Raw genomic sequence first — 19,253 nt, 5'->3', positions numbered from 1 at the left:
GGCGGCCTAGCAGGGCTAGGGAGGTTGCAGTCATGGCGGTTCCGTACGGCACTCGCTTCGAGGCGTCGTTTGACCAGGTCTTTCCGCAGGGCGCGCTGATGGTCGGCGTGGTCGCTCCGGACATGGAGTACATGAGCAACGAGGACAAGGCACGCGGCAAGCAGGCCAAGCAGAAGGTGGACGAGCGGTCCGGCAAGCGGCAGTGGAAGGTCGTCGTCACCGACCCGTCGGCGGAGAAGGAGCGGGACGCCTCGGTCACGATCACCGTGCTCGCGGACGTCCAGCCCGTCCCGCCTCAGGCCGTGCAGATCATGCCCGGCGTTGAGGTGCGGCCGGTCGCGTTCGAGGGGCTGACGGTCGAGCCGCGCGTCATGGGGGACCGGTTCAAGTACCAGGGCTTCACGATTCGGGCGACCGGTATCGCCTCGCCTCAGGTCGGGACTCCGGCCAAGCGTGAGAACAAGCCTGCGGGTCAGCAGGGGCAGACCGACCAGAAGTCGGCGGCCTAACAGTGGCGCGGCCGTCCCGTGAGGCGGTCGCCCGGTGGAACACCGCGTATGCGGAGCAGACGGCGGCATTGTTTGCGGCGTCCCGTACGGGGGACAAGCAGGCACTTCTTCGTCTGGCTCTGGGCTACTCCGCGGTGGCGGAGGCGTGGCGGATCTTGGCCGCTGATCTGGCGGTGCCGCTTTGGGCTCGTCACGCCTGCTCCATCGCCGCTGAGGAGTTCGAGCGTCGCGCGCGGCTTGAACAGTCCCGTTCTGGGGAGGAGTCGTGATGTTGAAGCTCATGATCGCGCCTGGTCCTGACGCGTCTGCGGACATCGTGGCGTGGCCCGACACGGACACGGCGGGTCATTGCCTGCGGCTGAACCTCGATCCGTCGTTGATCGCTATACACGTGCCGGACGGGCCTGACGGTCGGAAGCAGTTGGCGGCGTTTCTGCGGTCGCTGTCGCAGCACGCCGGCTTGTTGGCTGCGGTGCTCGAACCCGGCAAGGGTGCTGGCTGGATCGGCAACATGCCGGACCTGATGGCGGAGCGAGGCCCGACATGATGGACGACCCCCAGGCGCCTGAACTGGTGCTCGACGAGTTCGCAGACGACGTGCCGGTTCAGCTGATGCTGGTTGCGCTGCTCGACAATCCGTGGCGCTTGTGGACCGTGCAGAAGCTGGCCGAGTTCTTTCGGCAATCGCCTTGGGCTATCTACAGGCGGATGTCGCGGTTGAGGCACTGCGGGATGGTTCAGCGGGTGCCGTTCTGGTCTGACGATGACGGGCCGTGGCCGTACTGGGTCTCGCCGGACGGGCTGCGGTCGTCGCGGTGGCTGATCCGGGCGAACTTCGAGGTGCTGCACGGCCTGGCGGTGCCGCTCGGGCTGTCGGTGCGCAAGGCATTGGGGTTCGGTCCGCTCCTCGACGCCTGCCGGTGTGACTGTGGCCGGTGCTGCTGCGGGCTTCCGTACATCTAGCCGCGTGAGGCGGTGGTGCCGGTGAGGCCTCGCCTGCTGGCTCGGTTGATGTATCGCCTGAACCTGATCGCGAAGCACCCGGTGACGGGTCGGGTTCGGATGGAGTACCGGAACTGCTCGCGCTGCATGGGTGGCGGGTGGTTCCGCAAGACGGAGAGACGGCCGCTCTGCTCGTGGTGCAGGGCGCTCGCGAAGAAGCTCGCTCAGAGCTGATCCACAACTGAAGAACCGCGTTGGTGTGTGTCGCGCGGAAACAGTCCAAGTCTTGGCGGGCCTCGACTGTTCCCGGCGACGTACACCGACTCGAACGACCGTGAAATCGTTGCGACACAAGGGGATTCGAGTCATGCATAGGGTATCGGTGCGCACCTGGGGTGCGTCAAGTCGACAGGATCGGTTCGCCGCGACGGTGGAGCGGTTGCAGGCCGTGGACACCTACACGGTGATGGTCGACGGTGGTGAGTTGGTCAGCCTCGAACTCACTCAGGCTCAGGCCGAAGGGTTCGAGTGCCTGACGTGCAAGCGGCTGTGCGGCAACGGGTTGAGCGCGTTCCGGCCCGTTGGGTTCATCCCGAGCATGGGCATGGTGTTCCGCTGCGTCTCGTGCTTGGACGTGGCGGCATGAGCGGGACGAAGTGGATTGACCCGGCCCCGTTCGAGGGTGCTCGGCCGCGCTTTCCCTGGTGGATATGGCTTCCACGGTGGGCGAAGGTCATCGCGCTGCCGTTCGTCCTGGTGGGCTTCGCGGTGTGGCTCGGCGTCCGCCTGGTGCTCGTCGCGCTGCGCTACCCGGTCTCGGCCGGCCTGGCTGTCGTCGTGCTGGTTGCCTATCGGAAGTTCGGGTTCTCACCGCTCGTGTTGGCACTGCTCACGCTCGTTGCAGGGCTGCTGGTCTGGTTTGGGCTTCACCAGCGGTCGTTTCTGCGGCACTGCTGGTACCGCGTCCTCACTGAGTGGCGGCGGGCAACGGTCTACGTGCCGAAATGGCGGACGGTCGTGAGGCTGGCGGACCTGGCCAAGGAACATCGCGGCAAGGAGTACCGGCCTGAGCTGCGGCGCGTCCGGGCTGAGGGCTGGCGGGACAAGGTCCGGGTGCGGATGATCCCGGCGCAGTCTCCAGAGCAATGGGAAGCACGTCGGGACAACCTGGCGCACTCCTTCAACGCTCGGTCCTGCCGGGTGCGGGTCTTGAAGCCTCGGCTGCTTGAGCTCGACTTCATCCACGCTGATCCTCTGGCTCGGCCCGTGGCAGTTCCGCCGCTCGGGGATTCTGCGGACGTCGATCTGAAGAAGCTGGTCGTTGGGCGAACGGAGACCGGTAAGCCGTGGCGGTTGAAGCTGCTCGGCTCTCAGATCCTCGTCGTCGGTGTGCCTGGCGCGGGCAAGGGCTCGGTGCTCTGGTCGATCGTCTGGCAGCTCGCCCCTGCGATTCGCGCCGGCCTGGTGCGTCTCGTCGGTATCGATCCCAAGGGCGGGATGGAACTCGGCCAGTGTCCGGACGCCTTCGACAAGGTCGTCTACGACAACGGGCCGGAAGCCGTGGAACTGCTGGAAGAGATCGCGTCGGAGGTCAAGGCTCGCGCTTCGAGGTACCGGGGCGTTCGGCGGCTGTGGACTCGCAACGCTGGTGAGCCGTTCACGGTCCTGGTGGTCGACGAGCTGGCGGACCTGGTGGCTTACCAGCAGGACAAGCAGCTCCGGGAACGCGCTGGCCGTGCTGTCCAGACGATCAGCTCGCAGGGACGTGCTCCTGGTGTGGCCACAGTGGCGCTGGTGCAGGACCCGCGCAAGGAGGTCGTGAGCTTCCGGCACCTGTTCACCACTCGGGTGGCGCTGCGCCTGGACGAGCCGATTCAGGTGGACATGGTGCTGGGCGATGGCGTTCGGCAACGTGGCGCGGCTGCTCATGAGATCAGCGAGAGCACGCCTGGTGTCGCGTGGCTCAAGGAGGACGGGCAGCGCGAACCGGAGAGGGCGCGGGCCTTCCACGTCACGGACGCGGACCTGGTCGAGCTGGGCGTCTACTTCGCCCCGGCCACCGTTCACGACTTCCCGGCAAGCAGCGAGCGGAGGGCAGCATGAGCACGAACGTCACCACGTTTCCCGGCGATGTCGCAGGTCAGACCCGCGCGGAACGGATGAGGCAGCCCGCCGCGCTCGACGTCACCAAGGCTGCCGCTGAGCAGCACGGGGTGTGCGTCCGGCCGTTCACGATGGAAGTTGAAGACCACGAGTCCTACGAAGTTCGCTACGTCGCGGTCCCGTGTGGCTCGACGGTCCAGAGCGTTTGCGCGCCCTGTGCGAGGAAGGCCAAGGCACTGCGGATGGCTCAGTGTCGCGAGGGCTGGCACATGGAGGTGGAGCCCGACTTCACCCCAGAACCGGCCACAAAGGACCAGACGGAGCTGCTGGAGTACCGCGCTGATCTCTTCAAGGCCTTCAAAGAGGAAGGCGACTCGGCTGAGGCTGACGAGCTGCGGGAGGAGATCCACAGCGTCGACGAAGAACTTCGGCAACTCGGCGTCCGTGGTCGCCTGCCCTCGCCGGACGATCCCGGCAAGCGGCCTGTGAAGCGCTCGACGAAGCGTCGGCAGGATGCGCCGGACCTGCCTCGGCGGAGGGTTGAGAAGCGGACGGTTGGACGGGAGTTCGCGGGAGCCTTCCGTCCTTCGATGTTCGTCACGCTCACCCTCGACACCTACGGCAAGGTGCGCGACGACGGCACGCCCGTTGACCCGGACACGTACGACTACCGCCGTGCGGCGAGGGATGCGGTCCACTTCGCAAGCCTCGTTGACCGGTGGTGGCAGAACCTGCGGCGCGTGGCTGGTTGGGACGTCCAGTACTTCGCCACGGTCGAGCCCCAGAAACGCGCTGCTCCGCACTTGCACGCAGCGCTCCGCGGTTCGATCCCTCACAAGCTGATTCGCCTGGTCACGGCCGCTACCTATCACCAGGTGTGGTGGCCCAACCACGACGAACGTGTCTACGTGGACAGGCTGCCGGTCTGGGACTTCGACGCCAAGGCGTTCATCGACCCGGATACCCGAAAGGCCTTGACCACCTGGGAAGACGCGGAGGTCGAGGAACCTGCGCACGTCGCGAAGTTCGGGCGTCAGGTGCATTCCAAGGGCATCCTCGGCGGCTCTGAGGAAGCTGGGCGGCACATCGGCTACCTGACGAAGTACCTCACGAAGTCCATCGGCGAGGTGGTTGAGCAGGACAGCGAACGCCAACGCCGGCACGCGGACCGCCTGGCCGACGAGTTGGCCGTCACGCCCTGCTCGGACCGCTGCGCGAACTGGCTCCTGTACGGCGTACAGCCTCGCGGAGCGAACTCGCGCATGAGTCCTGGTCGGTGCAAGGGGCGGGCCCACCGCAGGGCCACGCTCGGGCTGCCGGGGCGGCGGGTTCTGGTGTCTCGCAAGTGGTCGGGGAAGACGCTCGCGGACCACAAGGCGGACCGGAAGCACTTCGTCCTCCAGGCGCTCAAGGCCGTGGGGATCGAGAAGCCGGAGAAGGACCCGACTCGGCTCGTCTGGCACAAGGTCCGGCCCGGTGATCCGAACGTGCCGCCACGGGCGCACCTGCTCATGCACGCCATTGCCCAACGCGTGACCTGGAAGGCCGAGTACGACCGCGCGCTGCTCGCGGCGCAACCGCCAGATCTTTCGGCAACAGCAGCCTGATCAACCAAGGGGGAAGAGATGGACGACATGGCGTACCGAGTGGAGGAAGTCGCTCGTGCCCTTCGGGTGGGTCGGACCAAGGTGTTCGACTTGATCAGGGCAGGGGAGTTGACCTCGATCAAGATCGGTGGGAGCCGTCGGGTTCCTGCGCGGTCCGTGCACGACTACCTGTCCCGGCTGATCGCGGAGGCTGCGTGATGGCGGGCGGCAAGCGGTCCAACGGAGAGGGCTCGGTCTACCAGCGCAAGGACGGGCTGTGGGTCGGTGCGGCCTACGTGCTCACCACGACCGGGCACCGGAAGCGCGTCACTGTTTCGGCAACCACGGAGTCGGAGGCCTGGAAGAAGCTCCGGAAGAAGATCGCGGACTCCGATGCTGGCATCCCGGTAGCTGCGGAGACGTGGACGCTGGAGAGCTACCTCAAGTACTGGCTGTCCACTGTGGCCGCGACGAAGAGGCCTCGGACGGTCGAGGGGTACGGCGTGGTCGTGCGGCGACACCTGGTGCCCAACCTCGGGACGAAGAAGCTCCACCGATTGTCGGCGCAGGACGTCCGGACGTTCATCACGCGGCTTCGAAACGACTGCCGGTGCTGCGCTGAGAAGATCGATGCCAACCGGCCGAAGGATGCCCGGCGTTGCTGCGCCAAGGGGAAGTGCTGCAAGACGGTTCTTTCCGACCGGACCATTCAGCAGATTCACGCGGTTCTGCGGAATGCGTTGGCCCACGCGGTGAGGGAGGAGGTCATTCCGAGGAATGTCGCCCGGCTCGTTCAGGTCAAGTCGCCTCGGTATGACGTCAACCGAGGTCTGACCGCTGATCAGGCAAAGACGCTACTCAAGGCGGCGGAGAACGACCGATTGAAGGCGCTGTACGTGCTGGCGCTCTACCTCGGAATGCGGCGCGGCGAATTGCTCGGCCTGAGGTGGAGGGACATCGATTGGGACGGGTGGGACGAGCCCTGCGCTGAGCACACGGACGACTTCTGCGAAGACTGCGCGGAGCAGTACGCCCCGACGTTGCAGATCCGTCAGACGCTTCAGCGGGTCGGGACCAAGCTCGTGTTCGTCCCGCCGAAGACGGATCGGTCAGAGCGGGTCATGCCGTTGCCGCTGCTCGTTGCCTGGGCACTCGTCGATCACTGGGACCTCCAGGACGACGAAGCGGAGGCTGCGGGGGACAAGTGGGAAGAGTCAGGGCTGATCTTCGCGACGATCCTCGGCGGGCCGATCGATCCGACCTACCTCCGGTCGAGCTGGTACCCGATCCGGAAGCGTGCCGGCCTCGATGAGGTGCGCTTCCACGACATCCGGCATTCCTGCGTGACGCTGCTGCTCCGGCTCGGCGTTCCGCCGCACATCGTTCGGGACATCGTCGGCCACTCGAACATTGAAGTGACGATGACGATTTACGCGGCTGTCTCCCTTGAGGACAAGCGGGAGGCCCTGAAACGGCTCACGGACGAATTGGGCTGAGGGCGTTGCTACACCCGTTGCTACACCAGAGGGGTGGTGAAGGCCTCCCGACGGCCTTCACCACCCCTCTGAACTGCGGAAGCGGAGGGATTTGAACCCCCGGACGGTTGCCCGTCTCCCGCTTTCAAGGCGGGTGCATTCGGCCGCTCTGCCACGCTTCCAACGGCGCCCAGAAGCGCCAAGCTCAAAGCCTAGCCGTTGGCATCCCGAAGGTGTGTCATGACCCGGTCGAACACCTTGGCCAGCACCTCACCCTCCTCAGGCGAGATCAGGTCCACGATGTGCGCCCGCACCCCGCGAAGATGCGTAGGAGCAGCGGCGACCAGCTGCGCCAACCCGGCCGCGGTCAGCTCGGCCAGCACCCCGCGCCCGTCCTCGGTGCACTCGCGGCGCGACACCAGCCCGGCCTTCTCCATCCGGGCGACCTGGTGCGAGACGCGCGACTTGGACGAGGCGACGTCCTCGGCCAGCTGCGTCATGCGCATGCAGTTGTTGGGCTGCTCGGACAGCCGAACCAGGATCTCGTAGTCGGCCAGTGACACTCCGTGGGCGTCCTGCAGTTCGCGGTGCAGGCGGTCCATGAGCATCGAGGAACCGTTCACGTAGGTGCGCCACGCGCGCATCTCGCCCTCGTCGAGCCAGTGCGGCTCCTGCTCACTTGGTGTCACGGCAACAAGGCTAGACGGCGAGATGACGATCCTGTCGATCCTCTGGAAAACGCGGCGGCAAAAAGGCAGACTCCGACGCCGTACACGCGCGTTAACCACGCCTTCGAGAGGCTCTACCCATGAGTTCGTTCAGACGGCTTTCCGTTCTGGCGATCACCGCCGCCGCGGCCACTGTCATCAGCGCTACCGGGCCTGCCCAGGCCGATGTCCAGTCACTGCGCGGTCGGGGCACGGTTGACGTGCGCCTGATCGGCATCAACGACCTCCACGGCAACATCGAGCCGCCCACCGGGTCGTCCGGGCGCGTCGTGCTGGCCGACGGCACGACCGTCGACGCCGGCGGTGCCGCCTTCAACGCAACGCACATCAAGAACCTCCAGAAGGAGGTCAAGAACTCGGTCATCGTCGGCCAGGGCGACCTGATCGGCGCGAGCCCGATCGTGTCGGCGCTGTTCCACGACGAGCCGACGATCGAGGTGCTCAACAAGGTCGGCATGGACACGACCGCGGCGGGCAACCACGAGTTCGACGAGGGCTACAAGGAGCTGCTGCGCATGCAGCGCGGCGGCTGCCACCCGGTGGACGGGTGCCAGTTCAGCGACAAGTACAAGGGCGCGAACTTCCCGATCCTCGGTGCGAACGTCACGGACGCCAAGTACGGGCTGCCGGCTCTGCCGCCGTTCTGGATCGAGATGCGGGACGGGATCCCGATCGGCTTCATCGGCATGCCGCTCAAGGACGTGCCGATCCTGGTCGACCCGAACGGCATCAAGGAGCTCAAGTTCGGTGACGAGGTCAAGGCGGCCAACAAGTACGCCAACCTCCTCGACGCCATCGGCGTGAAGTCGATCGTGCTGCTCGTGCACCAGGGTGACCAGGTCACGTCGCCCGGTGGCGGCCCCAACGCGTGCAACGTCGCCCCCAACAACCCCGGCAGCGTCATCGCCACGCAGGTCAGCCCCAAGATCGACGCGGTCTTCTCCGGCCACAGCCACCAGCACTACAACTGCGTGGTCAAGGACCCGGCGGGCAACCCGCGGCCGTTCATCGAGGGCCTGGCCTTCGGTCGTGAGCTGAGCGTCGTCGACCTCAAGATCGACCGCCGGACGCGCGACGTCGTGCGCAGCGAGACCAAGGCCGACAACAAGATCGTCACCCGCACGGTCACGCCGGACCCGCAGATCCAGGCACTGGTCGACACGGCCAAGACCAAGGTCCGCCCCATCGCGAACCGGCCGGTCGGCACGATCAGCTCCGACATCCTCCGCGCGCAGAACCCCGCCGGTGAGTCGGCGCTGGGCAACCTGATCGCCGACTCGCAGCTCGCCGGGACCACGGGCAACGGCGCGGTGCTCGCGCTCATGAACCCCGGTGGCGTGCGCGCCGACCTCACGTTCGCCACCTCCCCGGAGAACGAGGGCAACGGCGTCGCGACGTACGGCGAGGCGTTCACTGTCCAGCCGTTCGGCAACATCCTGCAGACGGTCACGCTGACCGGCGCGAACATCAAGACCGTGCTGGAGCAGCAGTTCTCGGCGGCCAGGACCTTCGTGCTCCAGCCGTCCGCCGGCCTGAAGTACAGCTGGTCGCAGTCGGCGCCGTTCGGCTCCAAGGTCTCCAACGTCACGCTCAACGGCGTGCCGCTCGACCCGAACGCCAGCTACCGCGTCACGATCAACAGCTTCCTGCAGGGCGGTGGTGACGGCTTCAGCGAGTTCACCAAGGGCACCAACATCACCGGCGGTGGCATCGACCTGGACGCGTTCTCCGCGTACCTGACGGCCCACCCCGGCCAGGCGGCTCCCGCGCTCGACCGCATCACGCAGCTGCCGTAACCGCAGACCGCAGCTGAAAGGCCATCCCGGCGACGCGAAGTCGCCGGGATGGCCTTTTTCGGATGTCGGGACTGCTCCATTTGATCTAGGGTGAGGGCCGATGTCGTGGTTGCGTCGGCTCCTGCTGCTCGCCGGTCTGGTGACCGGCGCCTGGCTGCTGGGCGACGCCGGCCAGGCCAACGCCGACGTGCGCGTCGAGATCGACCAGCTCGAGGTCGAGGTGAAACTCCCCGTCGTCGAGATCGCGCTGAAGGTCGAGATCGCGCAGCCGGAGACCCCGGTCCCGCCCGTCACCAGGCCGGACCCGCGCGTCGATCCGGCTCCCGAGCCGACACCCCAGCCCGCACCGCAGCAGCCCGCAGCACCCGTCGTGCACGCCGAAGCGCCCCAACAGCAGCACGAAGCGCCGACGTCACCCACGACGACACAGACACAGGCACAGCACGAACCCACACCCGTCCCGCAGCCCCAGCAGGCAGAGCAGCCGGTCTCCGGCACGCTCCCGCAGAGCGGCGCGGGCAGCAGCACGAGCAACCAGACCCCGGTGGGAACGCTGCCGACCGCAACAAGGCCGCCCACCACCACAGCACAGCTCACGAACACCGAGCACGACGACGTGCCGCACGCCGTCCGCCCGAACAAGCCGACGTTCTCCCCTGACTGACCCCGCCGAGCCGCCAGAGCCGGAAGGGATCAGTCAACTCAGGGAGAACCAGAAGTCATGCGCAAGAACCTCAACCGCACCATGTCCGCAGCCCTGCTCACCGGTGGCCTGATGGTCGCGACCGCAGGCTGGGCCCAGGCCGTTCCGGTGCCGCTCAACATCGACGACGAGGTCCGCGTCGGCAACCTCGTGAGCGTCCCGGTCAAGGTCTGCGGCAACGCGATCAACGTCCTCGGCCACAGCGACGCGACCTGCGACACCAAGCCCGCCGAACGCCTCCAGGCCGACAAGGCGCTGGTCTCCGCGCCCGTCACGGTCTGCGGCAACTCGGTCGGCGTCGCCGGCGGCGGCGCGGGCAGCTGTGGCGACACCAAGCCGGAGCAGGCCAACGGCACCGTCGAGGCCCCGCTCACGGTCTGCGGCACGGCCGCGGGCGTGCTCGGCACCGCGACCGGCGACTGCGGCAAGACCGAGACCCCCGAGCAGCCGGGCGAGAACCCGGAGCAGCCCGGCGAGAACCCCGGCGAGAACCCGGGAGAGAACCCCGGTCAGAACCCCGGCGAGAACCCGGGCCAGAACCCCGGCGGGGAGACCCCCGGCCAGAACCCGGGCACCGGCAACCCCGGCGGCGGCAACAACAACGACAACTCCGGCAGCGGCACCACCGGCGACGACTCGGGCGCCGGCCTCCCGCAGACCGGCAACAAGGCCTCCGAGCACGCCGCCGCCGTCGTCCCGACCCTGTCGAAGACGGGCGCGGACCCGCTGGAGTTCCTGCTGCTCGGCCTCGGCCTGATGACCGCGGGCGTCATGGCACGTCGCGGCGCACGTCGCAGCACCAACGCCTGATCAACAATTTCCGATATTTCCTCACAATCGCCCGGCGAGATATTTTCTCGCCGGGCGATTGCTGTCTGCACTGTCGATCTCCGCAGGTCACCCGTCCGACTTCACCAATTCAGGTTTGCTGTGAGGTGTTGTGAAATGTGGCGATCAAGCGCATAGTCGATAACGAGCTGGCAACCGGCAGGTGAATGAACTAGCCGCCCGGTGGCCACGCCCAGAAGGGGTAGGTGGTGCTGTGCAGGTATCTCCTCGCTGTGGCGAAACGCGGTCTGTCGCATCCCCGCGAGTGGATCGGACGTGACCGGTCCGGTCGCGACTGTGTAGCGGCGGACACGAGGTTTCGGGTGCCCAGGCGCCATCTGGCGTCGCTCGGCGCACTTCGACGCTGTTGAGCTCGGCATGGGTGTCGTCTCGAGGCGTCACCGGCTGAGCGCCACGCCAACCTTCGTGGGCCGTAGTCGTCACAACCAAATGGGAAAGCCCAGGTGCGGTGCCCCGACGTCGGGTCCCGCACCTGGGCGTCTTTTGTGCTTTATCGTGTGCCGCCTACGGGTCCTTGGCATGGAGGCACGCGGTGCAGTTCAACGAAGGCGCGGAACTCGACCTTTCGCAGGTTTCGGACCAACGCGGCGTCGGTGGCCGGGTCGCCGGTGTCGGCGGCGGTCTCGGCGTGGTCGGCCTCATCATCTACTTCCTGTTCCAGCAGTTCACCGGAATCCAGCTGCCCGCGGGCGGGCTGGAGGGCCTGGGCAACAACACCCAGGTCGAGTCGAGCCAGCTGGTGGAGAAGTGCAAGACGGGCGCGGACGCGAACCGCGACAGCGACTGCCGGGTCGTCGCCACGATCAACTCGATCCAGTCCTTCTGGACCGACCAGTTCGCCCGCTCGGGCAACACCTACCAGGTCACCAAGACCAACTTCTTCCGCAACAGCGTGAACACCCGCTGCGGCAACGCGACCTCGGCGGTCGGCCCGTTCTACTGCCCTGCGGACTCCCAGGTGTACATCGACCTGGACTTCTTCAACGAGCTGCGCACCAAGTTCGGCGCGACCGGCGGCCCGTTCGTCGAGGCCTACGTGCTCGCCCACGAGTACGGCCACCACGTGCAGAACCTGCTCGGCACCTCGGACCGCGTCCGTCCCGGCACCGGCCCGACCTCCGACGGCGTGCGCCTGGAACTCCAGGCCGACTGCTACGCGGGTGCCTGGGGCAAGGCGGCGACGACCGTGCCGTCCGCCAACGGCCAGCCGCTGATCTCGAACATCACCCAGGACGACGTGAACGCGGCCCTCGACGCGGCCGCCCGCATCGGTGACGACTTCATCCAGCGCGAACTCGGCGGCGGCAGGGTCGACACGACCAAGTTCAGCCACGGCAGCTCGGAGCAGCGGCAGAAGTGGTTCACGCTCGGCCTGCAGAGCGGCGACCCGGCCCGCTGCAACACGTTCGACACGAACAACCTGGGCTGACGAAGGACGAGCGGCCCGCCTCCCGAGAAGGGGAGAGGCGGGCCGCTCGATCTCAACGACGTGCCACGGCGAGCAACCGGTGGCTGCCCAGCCGGAACGCGCTGCCGTCGACGTCGCCGAACAGCTCGACCGACGAGAACCCGGCCGCGTTCAGCATCCGGGTCAGCTCGGCGACCGAGTAGACGTGCTGCACGCAGGTCGACTCCTGCACGCGCTCCCCGTCGGTGAACGTGAAGTCGATCAGCAGCCGCCCGGTCGCGATGTCGTAGGTGTTCACGGCGACGCAGTCGACGCCGCCGAACGACATCCGCAACTCACCTGGCAGGTTCGGCAGCAACGACTCGGCCGTGCAGCCGTAGTCGATCACCAGCACGGGCGCGGCGACGGCCAGGTCGCCGAGGAACCGCTGCGAGCCCTCGTGATCGAGGTACCCGAAGCTGTTGCCCAGGCACAGGGCCAGGTCGGCGGTCACGCCGAACGAGCCGAGCGACGCGAGGTCGCCCTGCCGCCAGTCGAGCTCCGGAGCCGACGCACGGGCGTGCGCGATGGCTTCGGAGGAGATGTCGACACCGACAGTCGTGTAGCCACGGCGAGACAGCTCGATGCTGTGCCTGCCGCTGCCGCACGGCACGTCCAGCACCCGCGGACCGGCGCTGAACGAGGTGATGAAGTCGATCTCGGCCGAGGTCTGCTCCGGCTGGACGGCGCCACGCCAGAACCTGTTGGCGAGATCGGTGAAGAACGAGGTGTACCAACTCAAGGTGATGCTCCTGGTGATCGCGAGAATCAGTGCGCGAGAGTCACCGGGTACGGCTGAAGCACCCGGTGTGTCCCGGGGCTGCCATGGCATCGACCTTGTCTGTGTAACCGCCTTGAAGCACTACTGAAGCACAGCGGCGTCCTATCCGGGAAACGGATTTCGGTGCGTCGACGAGAAGCGGACCATGTTGCCGGACGGGTCGCGGAACGCGCAGTCGCGGACGCCGTAGTACTGGTCGACCGGCTCCTGCATCACCTCGGCCCCGGCCGCGCGGACCTGCTCGAACTTCGCGTCCACGTCGTCGTGGGTGAAGATGATCCCCTGCAGCGATCCCTTGGCCAGCAACGCGTGCAGCGCCTCGTGGTCGGTCGGCGGCACGGGCGGACCGATCAGCGCCAGCCCGATCTCAACCTCCGGCTGCTCGGGGGGACCGACGGTGAGCCACCGGTAGCCGTTCTCGATGGTGGCGTCCGTGCGCACCTCGAGCCCGAGGACGTCGCGGTAGAACTTCAACGCGATTTCCTGGTCGTGGACGAAGAGGAACGTGTGCGAGAGCTTCATGGCCGAAACCCTAGGTACGCGCTGAGCCCGTCGCTTCTCGAAACCTGCTCGGTCGCGTCAGCCCCTTCAACTGGCATCCGGGCACCCCGGCCAGCGCCTCGTGCGACCGCGCCCGGTAGGCCGACGGCGTCTCCCCGACCAACTCGGTGAACCGCGCCGAGAACGACCCGAGCGACGTGCAGCCGACCTCGACGCACACCTCGGTCACCGACATCTTCCCCAACCGCAGCAACGCCTTCGCCCGCTCGATCCGCCGCGTCATCAGATACCCGTACGGCGTCTCGCCGTAGGCGGCGCGGAACTGCCGGGCGAAGTGCGACGGCGACATCAACGCGGCCCGCGCCATCGCCGGCACGTCCAACGGCCGCGCGAACTCGCGGTCCATCAGGTCACGTGCCCGGCGCAGGTGCGCGAGGTCGTCGGGCGTCACGAACACCAGCATGCCACCCCGAAGGCAGACGGGTCCCCGCGTTGCTCACGCTCGAGCGGCCCGTTCGGTTGCCTCGCCCAGGAACCGGTTTCTGCCGGGATTTTGAGCATTTCCAAAGAGCTTTCGCCAGGTCAGCGGCTTGCGGTAGGTTCCGCCGCGTGCTCAAGATCGGTGTGCTCGCGACCGTCGCCCTGCTCGCGTTCGGCACGACGCCCGCCCTGGCGCAGGACGACCCGCCGAAGGTGGACAGCATCGCCGGGGTCCTCTACGCCGATCGCGACGAGAACGGCAGGCAGGACGCGGGCGAGGAGATCAAGGGCGCCAAGGTGTCCCTCAGCGGCGAGAACGGCCCCACGAACTTCTCGACGACGACTGACGGCGATGGCAGGTTCGCCTTCGCGGACCTGCCCGCCGGTTCGTACTGGACCTCGTACGAACTGGCCGACGGCTGGGTCGTGCACAACCGCACGGCGTACGAGGACACCATCGCGGTCGAGCCGGGCAAGACCGCGCAGGTGATCGCACGCGCGGAACGTCCGTACTCGGAGCAGTTGAAGCTCACCACGAAGCTCGACCGCGCCGGCTACGAGTTCCCGGCGTCGATGAAGGTCACGGTGACCCTGGCCAACGTCAGCAAGCGCAGGATCGAAGGCATCGAGTCGACCTGCGACCGCGTGAGCCACGTGAGCACCTTCTGCGGCAGCGGTGACTGGCGAGGCCCTGCCAGGCCCACCGGCCTGGCGCTCGATCCCGGCGCGCAGGTCACGTTCACAGTCGACGAGCCGATTCCGGAGAACGCCCTTCCGGACGGTTTCCTCCGCCTCGAGGTCGGCTACGCGCCGCACATCGCGGAGAACAAGGACCGTGCGACGACTGTCGTCGAGGCGAAGGTGACCGGCGGGCTCGGCTACCGCATGCTCCTCGGCGAGGACCGCGACGCCGACCAGATCATCGACTCCTCCGAGGCGGTGAGCGGCGTGAAAGTGGTGCTGCTCAACCCGAAGGACGGTTCCCGGATCACCGAACGCACCAGCGACGCCGAGGGCAAGATCGAGTTCGGTGGCCTGAAGGATGGTGAGTACCAGGCCGTGCCGCTCGGTTCGTGGGGGTTCACCGACGACAGCCAGCAACGGGTGGTCGTCCCGGGTAGTGGCGGCACCAGGTTCCTCAAACCCGGGGCGCCCGCCGCGCTGACCGCGACGATGAAGCTCGACAAGCCGCGCTACGAGTCGCACGAGACCGTGCGCGTGGACCTGACCATCACGAACACCGGTGGCCAGACCGCCGAGCGGGTCAAGGTGTTCCGCAACTTCGCGGGCCTCTTCGACGACACGCGGCAGTGGTACGACCTGGGCACGTTCGGTCCCGGCACCCGGATCCCGGCGGGGAAGTCCCTCTCGCTGACCTTCACGGGCGAGATCGCCGACAGCAGGATCGACCTGCTGGCGTGGGCCGAGTACGTCGGCATGCCGGCGCAGGTGGAGGTCACCGCCGGGGCCGAGGTCGTGCAGACCGCGGGCGCCATCACCGGCGTCGTCTACACCGACCGCAACTCCAACGGGCAGCTGGATCCCGGTGAGGCCGCCGCGAACGCGGTGGTCGAGGCCAACGGCGGCTCTCCGTACGGCTACTTCCGGACCACGACCGACGCCGACGGCCGCTACGAGTTCCGCGACGTCCCCTCCGGCCTCTACCTGATCGGCTACACGCTGGCCGGCGGCTGGCTCGTGCGCTACCAGACCGACAGCCCGATGCACCGGGTCCGGCCGGGTCCGCCGCTCGAACTCGTCGCCCGCGCCGAGCGTCCGTTCAACGAGAAGCTCGCGGTGACGGCGGTTCTGGACAAGGCCTCCTACGCCATCGGCGAGGAAGCCAAGATCACGATCACCCTCACCAACAAGGTCGACCACCCGGTGCGCGGCGTCCAGGCCTACTGCAACCCGGCGGGCAAGGACGACGAGTTCGGCAGCAGGCCGATGATCGACAGCTGGGGCGACCTACGCGACACGGGCGTGGACCTCGCCCCGCGCGAGACGAAGACGCTCACCGTCACCGAGAAGGTGCCCGAAGGCGCGCGCGTGCTTAGCCGCGTCACCCTGAACTGCGAGTTCTCGCAGTGGCCCGAGTCGAACGACGACGGCGTGACGGGCTACGACTGGGCGTCCATCGCCGGCGGGACCGGAAGCCTCAAGGGAGTGCTCGCGCACGACCTCAACGACAACTTCTGGCTCGAGCCCGGTGAGGCGATCCCGAACACCCGCGTGCGGCTGATGACCGACCGCGAGTACGGCGGCGTCGTCGCCGAGACCGTCTCCGACCAGTCCGGCACCGTGCGGTTCGAAGGGGTGCTGCCCGGCGAGTACTGGCTGTGGGTCGACGGCCCGTGGAAGATCGCGAAGGACGAGTTCGCGCACGTGTGGGTCGCGTCCGGACAGGAGATGCCCGCCTCGCTCTGGGTCGTGCCCGGTCCGCCGCCGACCCAGCCGAACCAGCCACCCGGCGACGACGACCAACCCGTGCGCGAGGCGCTCGCCAGGACGGGTGCGAGCGTGCTCGGCCTCGGCCTCGTCGCCGTGCTGCTCGTCGCGTTCGGCGTCGGCGCCCGAGTGGCGGGCCGCCGCCGAACCTGACCCGAGAAACACAGGCCCGGTGCTCACTCTGAGTGCCGGGCCTGTTGTCATGAGCGCCACAGTTCGTGGTCGCGAGTCAAGTGTTAGCGTCGCGAACCATCGGGTATCTGGGGGTGTCATGACGGTCTGGGAAGCAATCGCGGTGGTCATCGCGGGTGTGTTCGCAGGCGGCATCAACACCGTGGTCGGCAGCGGCACGCTCGTGACGTTCCCCGTGCTGCTCGCCGTCGGTTACCCGCCCGTCGTCGCGAACGTGTCGAACAGCCTCGGCCTGGTGCCGGGCTCGCTGTCCGGCGCGTGGGGGTACCGCGAGGAGCTCAAGGGCCAGGGCGACCGGATCAAACGGCTGCTGCCCGCCTCGATCCTCGGTGGCGTCATCGGCGCGATTCTGCTGGTCACGCTGCCGGACAAGGCGTTCACCGCGATCGTCCCCGTGTTGATCGTGATCGCGCTGGTGCTCGTGGTCATCCAGCCGTGGCTCAACCGCAAGCTCTCCCACCGCCGCAACGACAACGATGGCGGCGTGCTGCTGTGGTTCGGCGTCTTCGCCGCCGGCATCTACGGCGGCTACTTCGGCGCGGCCCAGGGCGTGCTGGTCATGGGCATCATGGGCGTGCTGGTCAGCGAGCACCTGCAGCGGATGAACGCGCTGAAGAACGTGCTGACGGCGTTCGTGAACCTCGTCGCCGGCGTCATGTTCATCTTCATCGCCGACGTGGCGTGGCTGGTCGTGCTGCTGCTGGCCGTCGGGTCCGTGGTCGGCGGCCAGATCGGCGCGAAGATCGGCCGCAAACTCCCACCCGCCGTGTTGCGCGGCGTCATCGTGGTGGTGGGAGTCGCGGCGATCGTTCAGCTGCTCACCAAGTAGTTCCTACTTGAGGAACGCGCGGGCGGCGGCCAGGAAGGCGTCGTTCTCGTCCGGCTCGCCGATCGTCACGCGTGCGCCTTCCTCGACGAACGCGCGCACGATGACCTTGTGCTCCAGGCAGTGCGCGTTGAACTCGGCGGTGCGTTCGCGCAGCGGCAGCCACACGAAGTTCGCCTGCGTTTCCGGCACGTCGTAGCCCATGGCCAGCAGTTCGCCACGCACGCGCGTGCGTTCCGCGACGATCGCACGGCAGCGGACCATCAGCTCGTCCTCGGCGTCGAGCGACGCCATCGCGGCCACCTGGGCCAGCGCGTTCACCGAGAACGGCACGTAGACCTTGCGCAGCACGTCCGCGACGGCCGGCGGGGCGACCGCGTAGCCGATCCGCAGGCCCGCGAGGCCGTACGCCTTGGAGAACGTCCGCAGCACGGCGACGTTGTCGTGGCCCGCGGCCCACTGCTGCTTCGCGAGCTCGACGCCGTCCGGCACGTGCGCGTCGTCGACGAACTCCTTGTAGGCCTCGTCGAGCACGACCAGCACGTCGCGCGGGACCTGGGCGATGAACGCCTCGATCTCCTCGGTGCGCAGCGCGGTGCCCGTCGGGTTGTTCGGGTTGCAGACGAAGACCATCCGCGTGTTCGGCGTGATCGCCGCCAGCATCGCGTCCAGGTCGTGCGTGTGCTCCGAGCTCAACGGCACGCGGATCTGCTTCGCGCCCGCCACGTGCGTGACGATCGGGTAGGCCTCGAAGGACCTCCACGCGAACAGCACCTCGTCGTTCTCGGCGCAGGTCGCCTGGACGAGCTGCTGGCACAGGGTCACCGAGCCGCAGCCGAGGGCGAGGTGGTCGGCCGGGACGCCGAGCCGGTCCGAAAGGCGGTCGGTGAGTTCGACACAGCCCGAATCGGGGTACCTGTTGATGCCGGTGGCCGCGTCGGCGATCGCCTTGACGACGCTCGGCAGCGGTCCGGCGGACACCTCGTTGCTCGCGAGCTTGATGGCGCCGGGGATGGACCTGCCGGGCACGTAGGAAGGCAGGGACGCCAGGTCAGCACGGGTTCGCACGGTCATGCCCCCGATCCTCGCATTGCTCCGTCCGATTGGTCACGTTGACTGGAGTTCACCCCGTCGTGGAAGGGTGGGAAACATGACCAGTACCCGCGTCGAGACGCTTTCCCTCACCGACGGCCGTGAGCTGAGGGTGACGATCGCCGAACCCGACTCCGCCGTCCGGGGCGGACTCGTGGTGCTGCACGAGGCCCGCGGTATCACCGCCGGTGTGCGCACGCTCGTCAGCAGCCTCGCGGACGAGGGATGGCTCGTGATCGCACCTCATCTCTACGACGCCGACCGCGTGCACGGCGACGACATCAGGGACCAGGTCAGCAAGCTCAACGGCGACCGGCTGCTCGCGGACACCGACGTCGCGTTCGTCTGGCTCGGCCAGCAGGGCGTGAGCGCTGACCGGATGGGCGTCGTCGGGTTCGACATCGGCGGCACGATCGCCATGGTCGTGGCCGCGAGCCGGACGATCGGCGCGGCCGTCACCGTGCAGGCCCCCGGCATCCTCGAACCGCTGTCCGAGGGCCTTCCCGCCCTGGTGGACGTGGCCGGCGACCTCACCTGCCCGTGGCTCGGCATCTACCGCGACGAGGACTCGGAAGAAGTGAGCAAGCTTCGCGATGCTGTGATCAGTTCCGAAACCGCGTCAGATCTGGTCCGTTTCAACGTTTCGAGTGACGAAGCATGGGTTCGTGCGTTGAACTGGTTTGACGCTCACATGAGGTAAGAGTCTTTCCGGCGGATTGGAACCGAACCGTCGTCCGGGTACATCTAAGGAGTGCTTCGGACGGCTGACTGGGTGTAGCTCTGCGTAACGCCCAG

The 19,253-nt window shown here is 67.6% G+C and carries 20 protein-coding genes and 1 tRNA gene; 15 read left to right on the top strand and 6 right to left on the bottom strand.

Features of this window, described 5'->3' with window-relative positions; translation table 11 throughout:
- The first annotated feature begins 32 nt into the window (after positions 1-32).
- The 8 genes from JNUCC0626_RS32495 (at position 33) to JNUCC0626_RS32460 (ending at position 6,636) form a co-directional block, all read left to right on the top strand.
- A complete protein-coding gene (locus JNUCC0626_RS32495) occupies positions 33-509 on the top strand; it encodes a hypothetical protein (protein WP_394614576.1) in 477 nt (158 codons plus the stop codon).
- A gap of 268 nt (positions 510-777) precedes the next feature.
- Positions 778-1,056 carry a hypothetical protein gene (locus tag JNUCC0626_RS32490; RefSeq protein ID WP_394614575.1) on the top strand — a complete coding sequence of 93 codons (279 nt, stop codon included), beginning with the start codon at positions 778-780 and terminating at the stop codon, positions 1,054-1,056.
- Positions 1,053-1,472 (top strand): hypothetical protein, encoded by a 420-nt coding sequence (locus JNUCC0626_RS32485; RefSeq protein ID WP_394614574.1) that lies wholly within the window; start codon positions 1,053-1,055, stop codon positions 1,470-1,472. Before JNUCC0626_RS32490 ends, JNUCC0626_RS32485 begins: the two co-directional genes overlap by 4 nt.
- A gap of 346 nt (positions 1,473-1,818) precedes the next feature.
- Complete coding sequence (locus tag JNUCC0626_RS32480) at positions 1,819-2,097, top strand: hypothetical protein (RefSeq protein WP_394614573.1); 279 nt, start codon at positions 1,819-1,821, stop codon at positions 2,095-2,097.
- Positions 2,094-3,554, top strand: coding sequence for an FtsK/SpoIIIE domain-containing protein (locus tag JNUCC0626_RS32475; RefSeq protein WP_394614572.1), 1,461 nt, complete (start codon positions 2,094-2,096; stop codon positions 3,552-3,554). Before JNUCC0626_RS32480 ends, JNUCC0626_RS32475 begins: the two co-directional genes overlap by 4 nt.
- Complete coding sequence (locus JNUCC0626_RS32470) at positions 3,551-5,161, top strand: replication initiator (RefSeq protein ID WP_394614571.1); 1,611 nt, start codon at positions 3,551-3,553, stop codon at positions 5,159-5,161. Before JNUCC0626_RS32475 ends, JNUCC0626_RS32470 begins: the two co-directional genes overlap by 4 nt.
- A gap of 18 nt (positions 5,162-5,179) precedes the next feature.
- A complete protein-coding gene (locus JNUCC0626_RS32465; RefSeq protein ID WP_394614570.1) occupies positions 5,180-5,359 on the top strand; it encodes a helix-turn-helix domain-containing protein in 180 nt (59 codons plus the stop codon).
- The gene (locus JNUCC0626_RS32460; RefSeq protein WP_394614569.1) at positions 5,359-6,636 is read left to right on the top strand and encodes a tyrosine-type recombinase/integrase; all 1,278 of its coding nucleotides are present in this window, start codon (positions 5,359-5,361) and stop codon (positions 6,634-6,636) included. The genes JNUCC0626_RS32465 and JNUCC0626_RS32460 overlap by 1 nt, the downstream gene beginning before the upstream one ends.
- 76 nt (positions 6,637-6,712) lie before the next feature.
- Here JNUCC0626_RS32460 and JNUCC0626_RS32455 read toward each other — a convergent pair.
- Positions 6,713-6,797: transfer RNA gene (locus JNUCC0626_RS32455), tRNA-Ser, on the bottom strand.
- 30 nt (positions 6,798-6,827) lie between these two features.
- Entirely contained in the window at positions 6,828-7,259 is a 432-nt protein-coding gene (locus JNUCC0626_RS32450; RefSeq protein WP_394622144.1) for a MarR family winged helix-turn-helix transcriptional regulator, read from the bottom strand.
- Positions 7,260-7,423: 164 nt separating this feature from the next.
- On the opposite strand from JNUCC0626_RS32450, the gene JNUCC0626_RS32445 reads away from it, so the two are divergent.
- The 4 genes from JNUCC0626_RS32445 (at position 7,424) to ypfJ (ending at position 12,120) form a co-directional block, all read left to right on the top strand.
- Entirely contained in the window at positions 7,424-9,139 is a 1,716-nt protein-coding gene (locus JNUCC0626_RS32445) for a bifunctional metallophosphatase/5'-nucleotidase (RefSeq protein ID WP_394614568.1), read from the top strand.
- Between the two features lie 100 nt (positions 9,140-9,239).
- Entirely contained in the window at positions 9,240-9,803 is a 564-nt protein-coding gene (locus JNUCC0626_RS32440) for a hypothetical protein (protein ID WP_394614567.1), read from the top strand.
- 57 nt (positions 9,804-9,860) lie between these two features.
- On the top strand, positions 9,861-10,652 hold the full coding sequence (locus JNUCC0626_RS32435; protein ID WP_394614566.1) for a hypothetical protein: 792 nt from the start codon (positions 9,861-9,863) through the stop codon (positions 10,650-10,652).
- Positions 10,653-11,223: 571 nt separating this feature from the next.
- The gene (gene ypfJ, locus JNUCC0626_RS32430; RefSeq protein WP_394614565.1) at positions 11,224-12,120 is read left to right on the top strand and encodes a KPN_02809 family neutral zinc metallopeptidase; all 897 of its coding nucleotides are present in this window, start codon (positions 11,224-11,226) and stop codon (positions 12,118-12,120) included.
- A gap of 52 nt (positions 12,121-12,172) precedes the next feature.
- On the opposite strand, the gene JNUCC0626_RS32425 is transcribed toward ypfJ, so the two are convergent.
- The 3 genes from JNUCC0626_RS32425 to JNUCC0626_RS32415 form a co-directional block, all read right to left on the bottom strand.
- On the bottom strand, positions 12,173-12,880 hold the full coding sequence (locus tag JNUCC0626_RS32425; protein WP_394614564.1) for a class I SAM-dependent methyltransferase: 708 nt from the start codon (positions 12,878-12,880) through the stop codon (positions 12,173-12,175).
- A 141-nt stretch (positions 12,881-13,021) separates the two neighbouring features.
- Positions 13,022-13,441 carry a VOC family protein gene (locus JNUCC0626_RS32420; protein ID WP_394614563.1) on the bottom strand — a complete coding sequence of 140 codons (420 nt, stop codon included), beginning with the start codon at positions 13,439-13,441 and terminating at the stop codon, positions 13,022-13,024.
- Between the two features lie 10 nt (positions 13,442-13,451).
- Positions 13,452-13,883, bottom strand: coding sequence for a helix-turn-helix transcriptional regulator (locus JNUCC0626_RS32415; protein WP_394614562.1), 432 nt, complete (start codon positions 13,881-13,883; stop codon positions 13,452-13,454).
- A gap of 146 nt (positions 13,884-14,029) precedes the next feature.
- Here JNUCC0626_RS32415 and JNUCC0626_RS32410 point away from each other — a divergent pair, with 146 nt between their 5' ends.
- Together JNUCC0626_RS32410 and JNUCC0626_RS32405 are read left to right on the top strand one after the other, a co-directional pair.
- On the top strand, positions 14,030-16,501 hold the full coding sequence (locus tag JNUCC0626_RS32410; RefSeq protein WP_394614561.1) for an SdrD B-like domain-containing protein: 2,472 nt from the start codon (positions 14,030-14,032) through the stop codon (positions 16,499-16,501).
- Positions 16,502-16,619: 118 nt separating this feature from the next.
- Positions 16,620-17,369 carry a sulfite exporter TauE/SafE family protein gene (locus JNUCC0626_RS32405; RefSeq protein WP_394614560.1) on the top strand — a complete coding sequence of 250 codons (750 nt, stop codon included), beginning with the start codon at positions 16,620-16,622 and terminating at the stop codon, positions 17,367-17,369.
- 3 nt (positions 17,370-17,372) lie between these two features.
- On the opposite strand, the gene hisC is transcribed toward JNUCC0626_RS32405, so the two are convergent.
- Complete coding sequence (gene hisC, locus JNUCC0626_RS32400) at positions 17,373-18,440, bottom strand: histidinol-phosphate transaminase (RefSeq protein WP_394614559.1); 1,068 nt, start codon at positions 18,438-18,440, stop codon at positions 17,373-17,375.
- Positions 18,441-18,516: 76 nt separating this feature from the next.
- Here hisC and JNUCC0626_RS32395 point away from each other — a divergent pair, with 76 nt between their 5' ends.
- The gene (locus tag JNUCC0626_RS32395; protein WP_394614558.1) at positions 18,517-19,158 is read left to right on the top strand and encodes a dienelactone hydrolase family protein; all 642 of its coding nucleotides are present in this window, start codon (positions 18,517-18,519) and stop codon (positions 19,156-19,158) included.
- Positions 19,159-19,253 lie beyond the last annotated feature (95 nt).

Origin of the sequence: Lentzea sp. JNUCC 0626 (assembly GCF_043632865.1) — a bacterium.
GTDB lineage: Bacteria > Actinomycetota > Actinomycetes > Mycobacteriales > Pseudonocardiaceae > Lentzea.
Note: the sequence above shows the minus strand (reverse complement) of the source record. Positions and strands in the feature narration are given on the sequence as shown.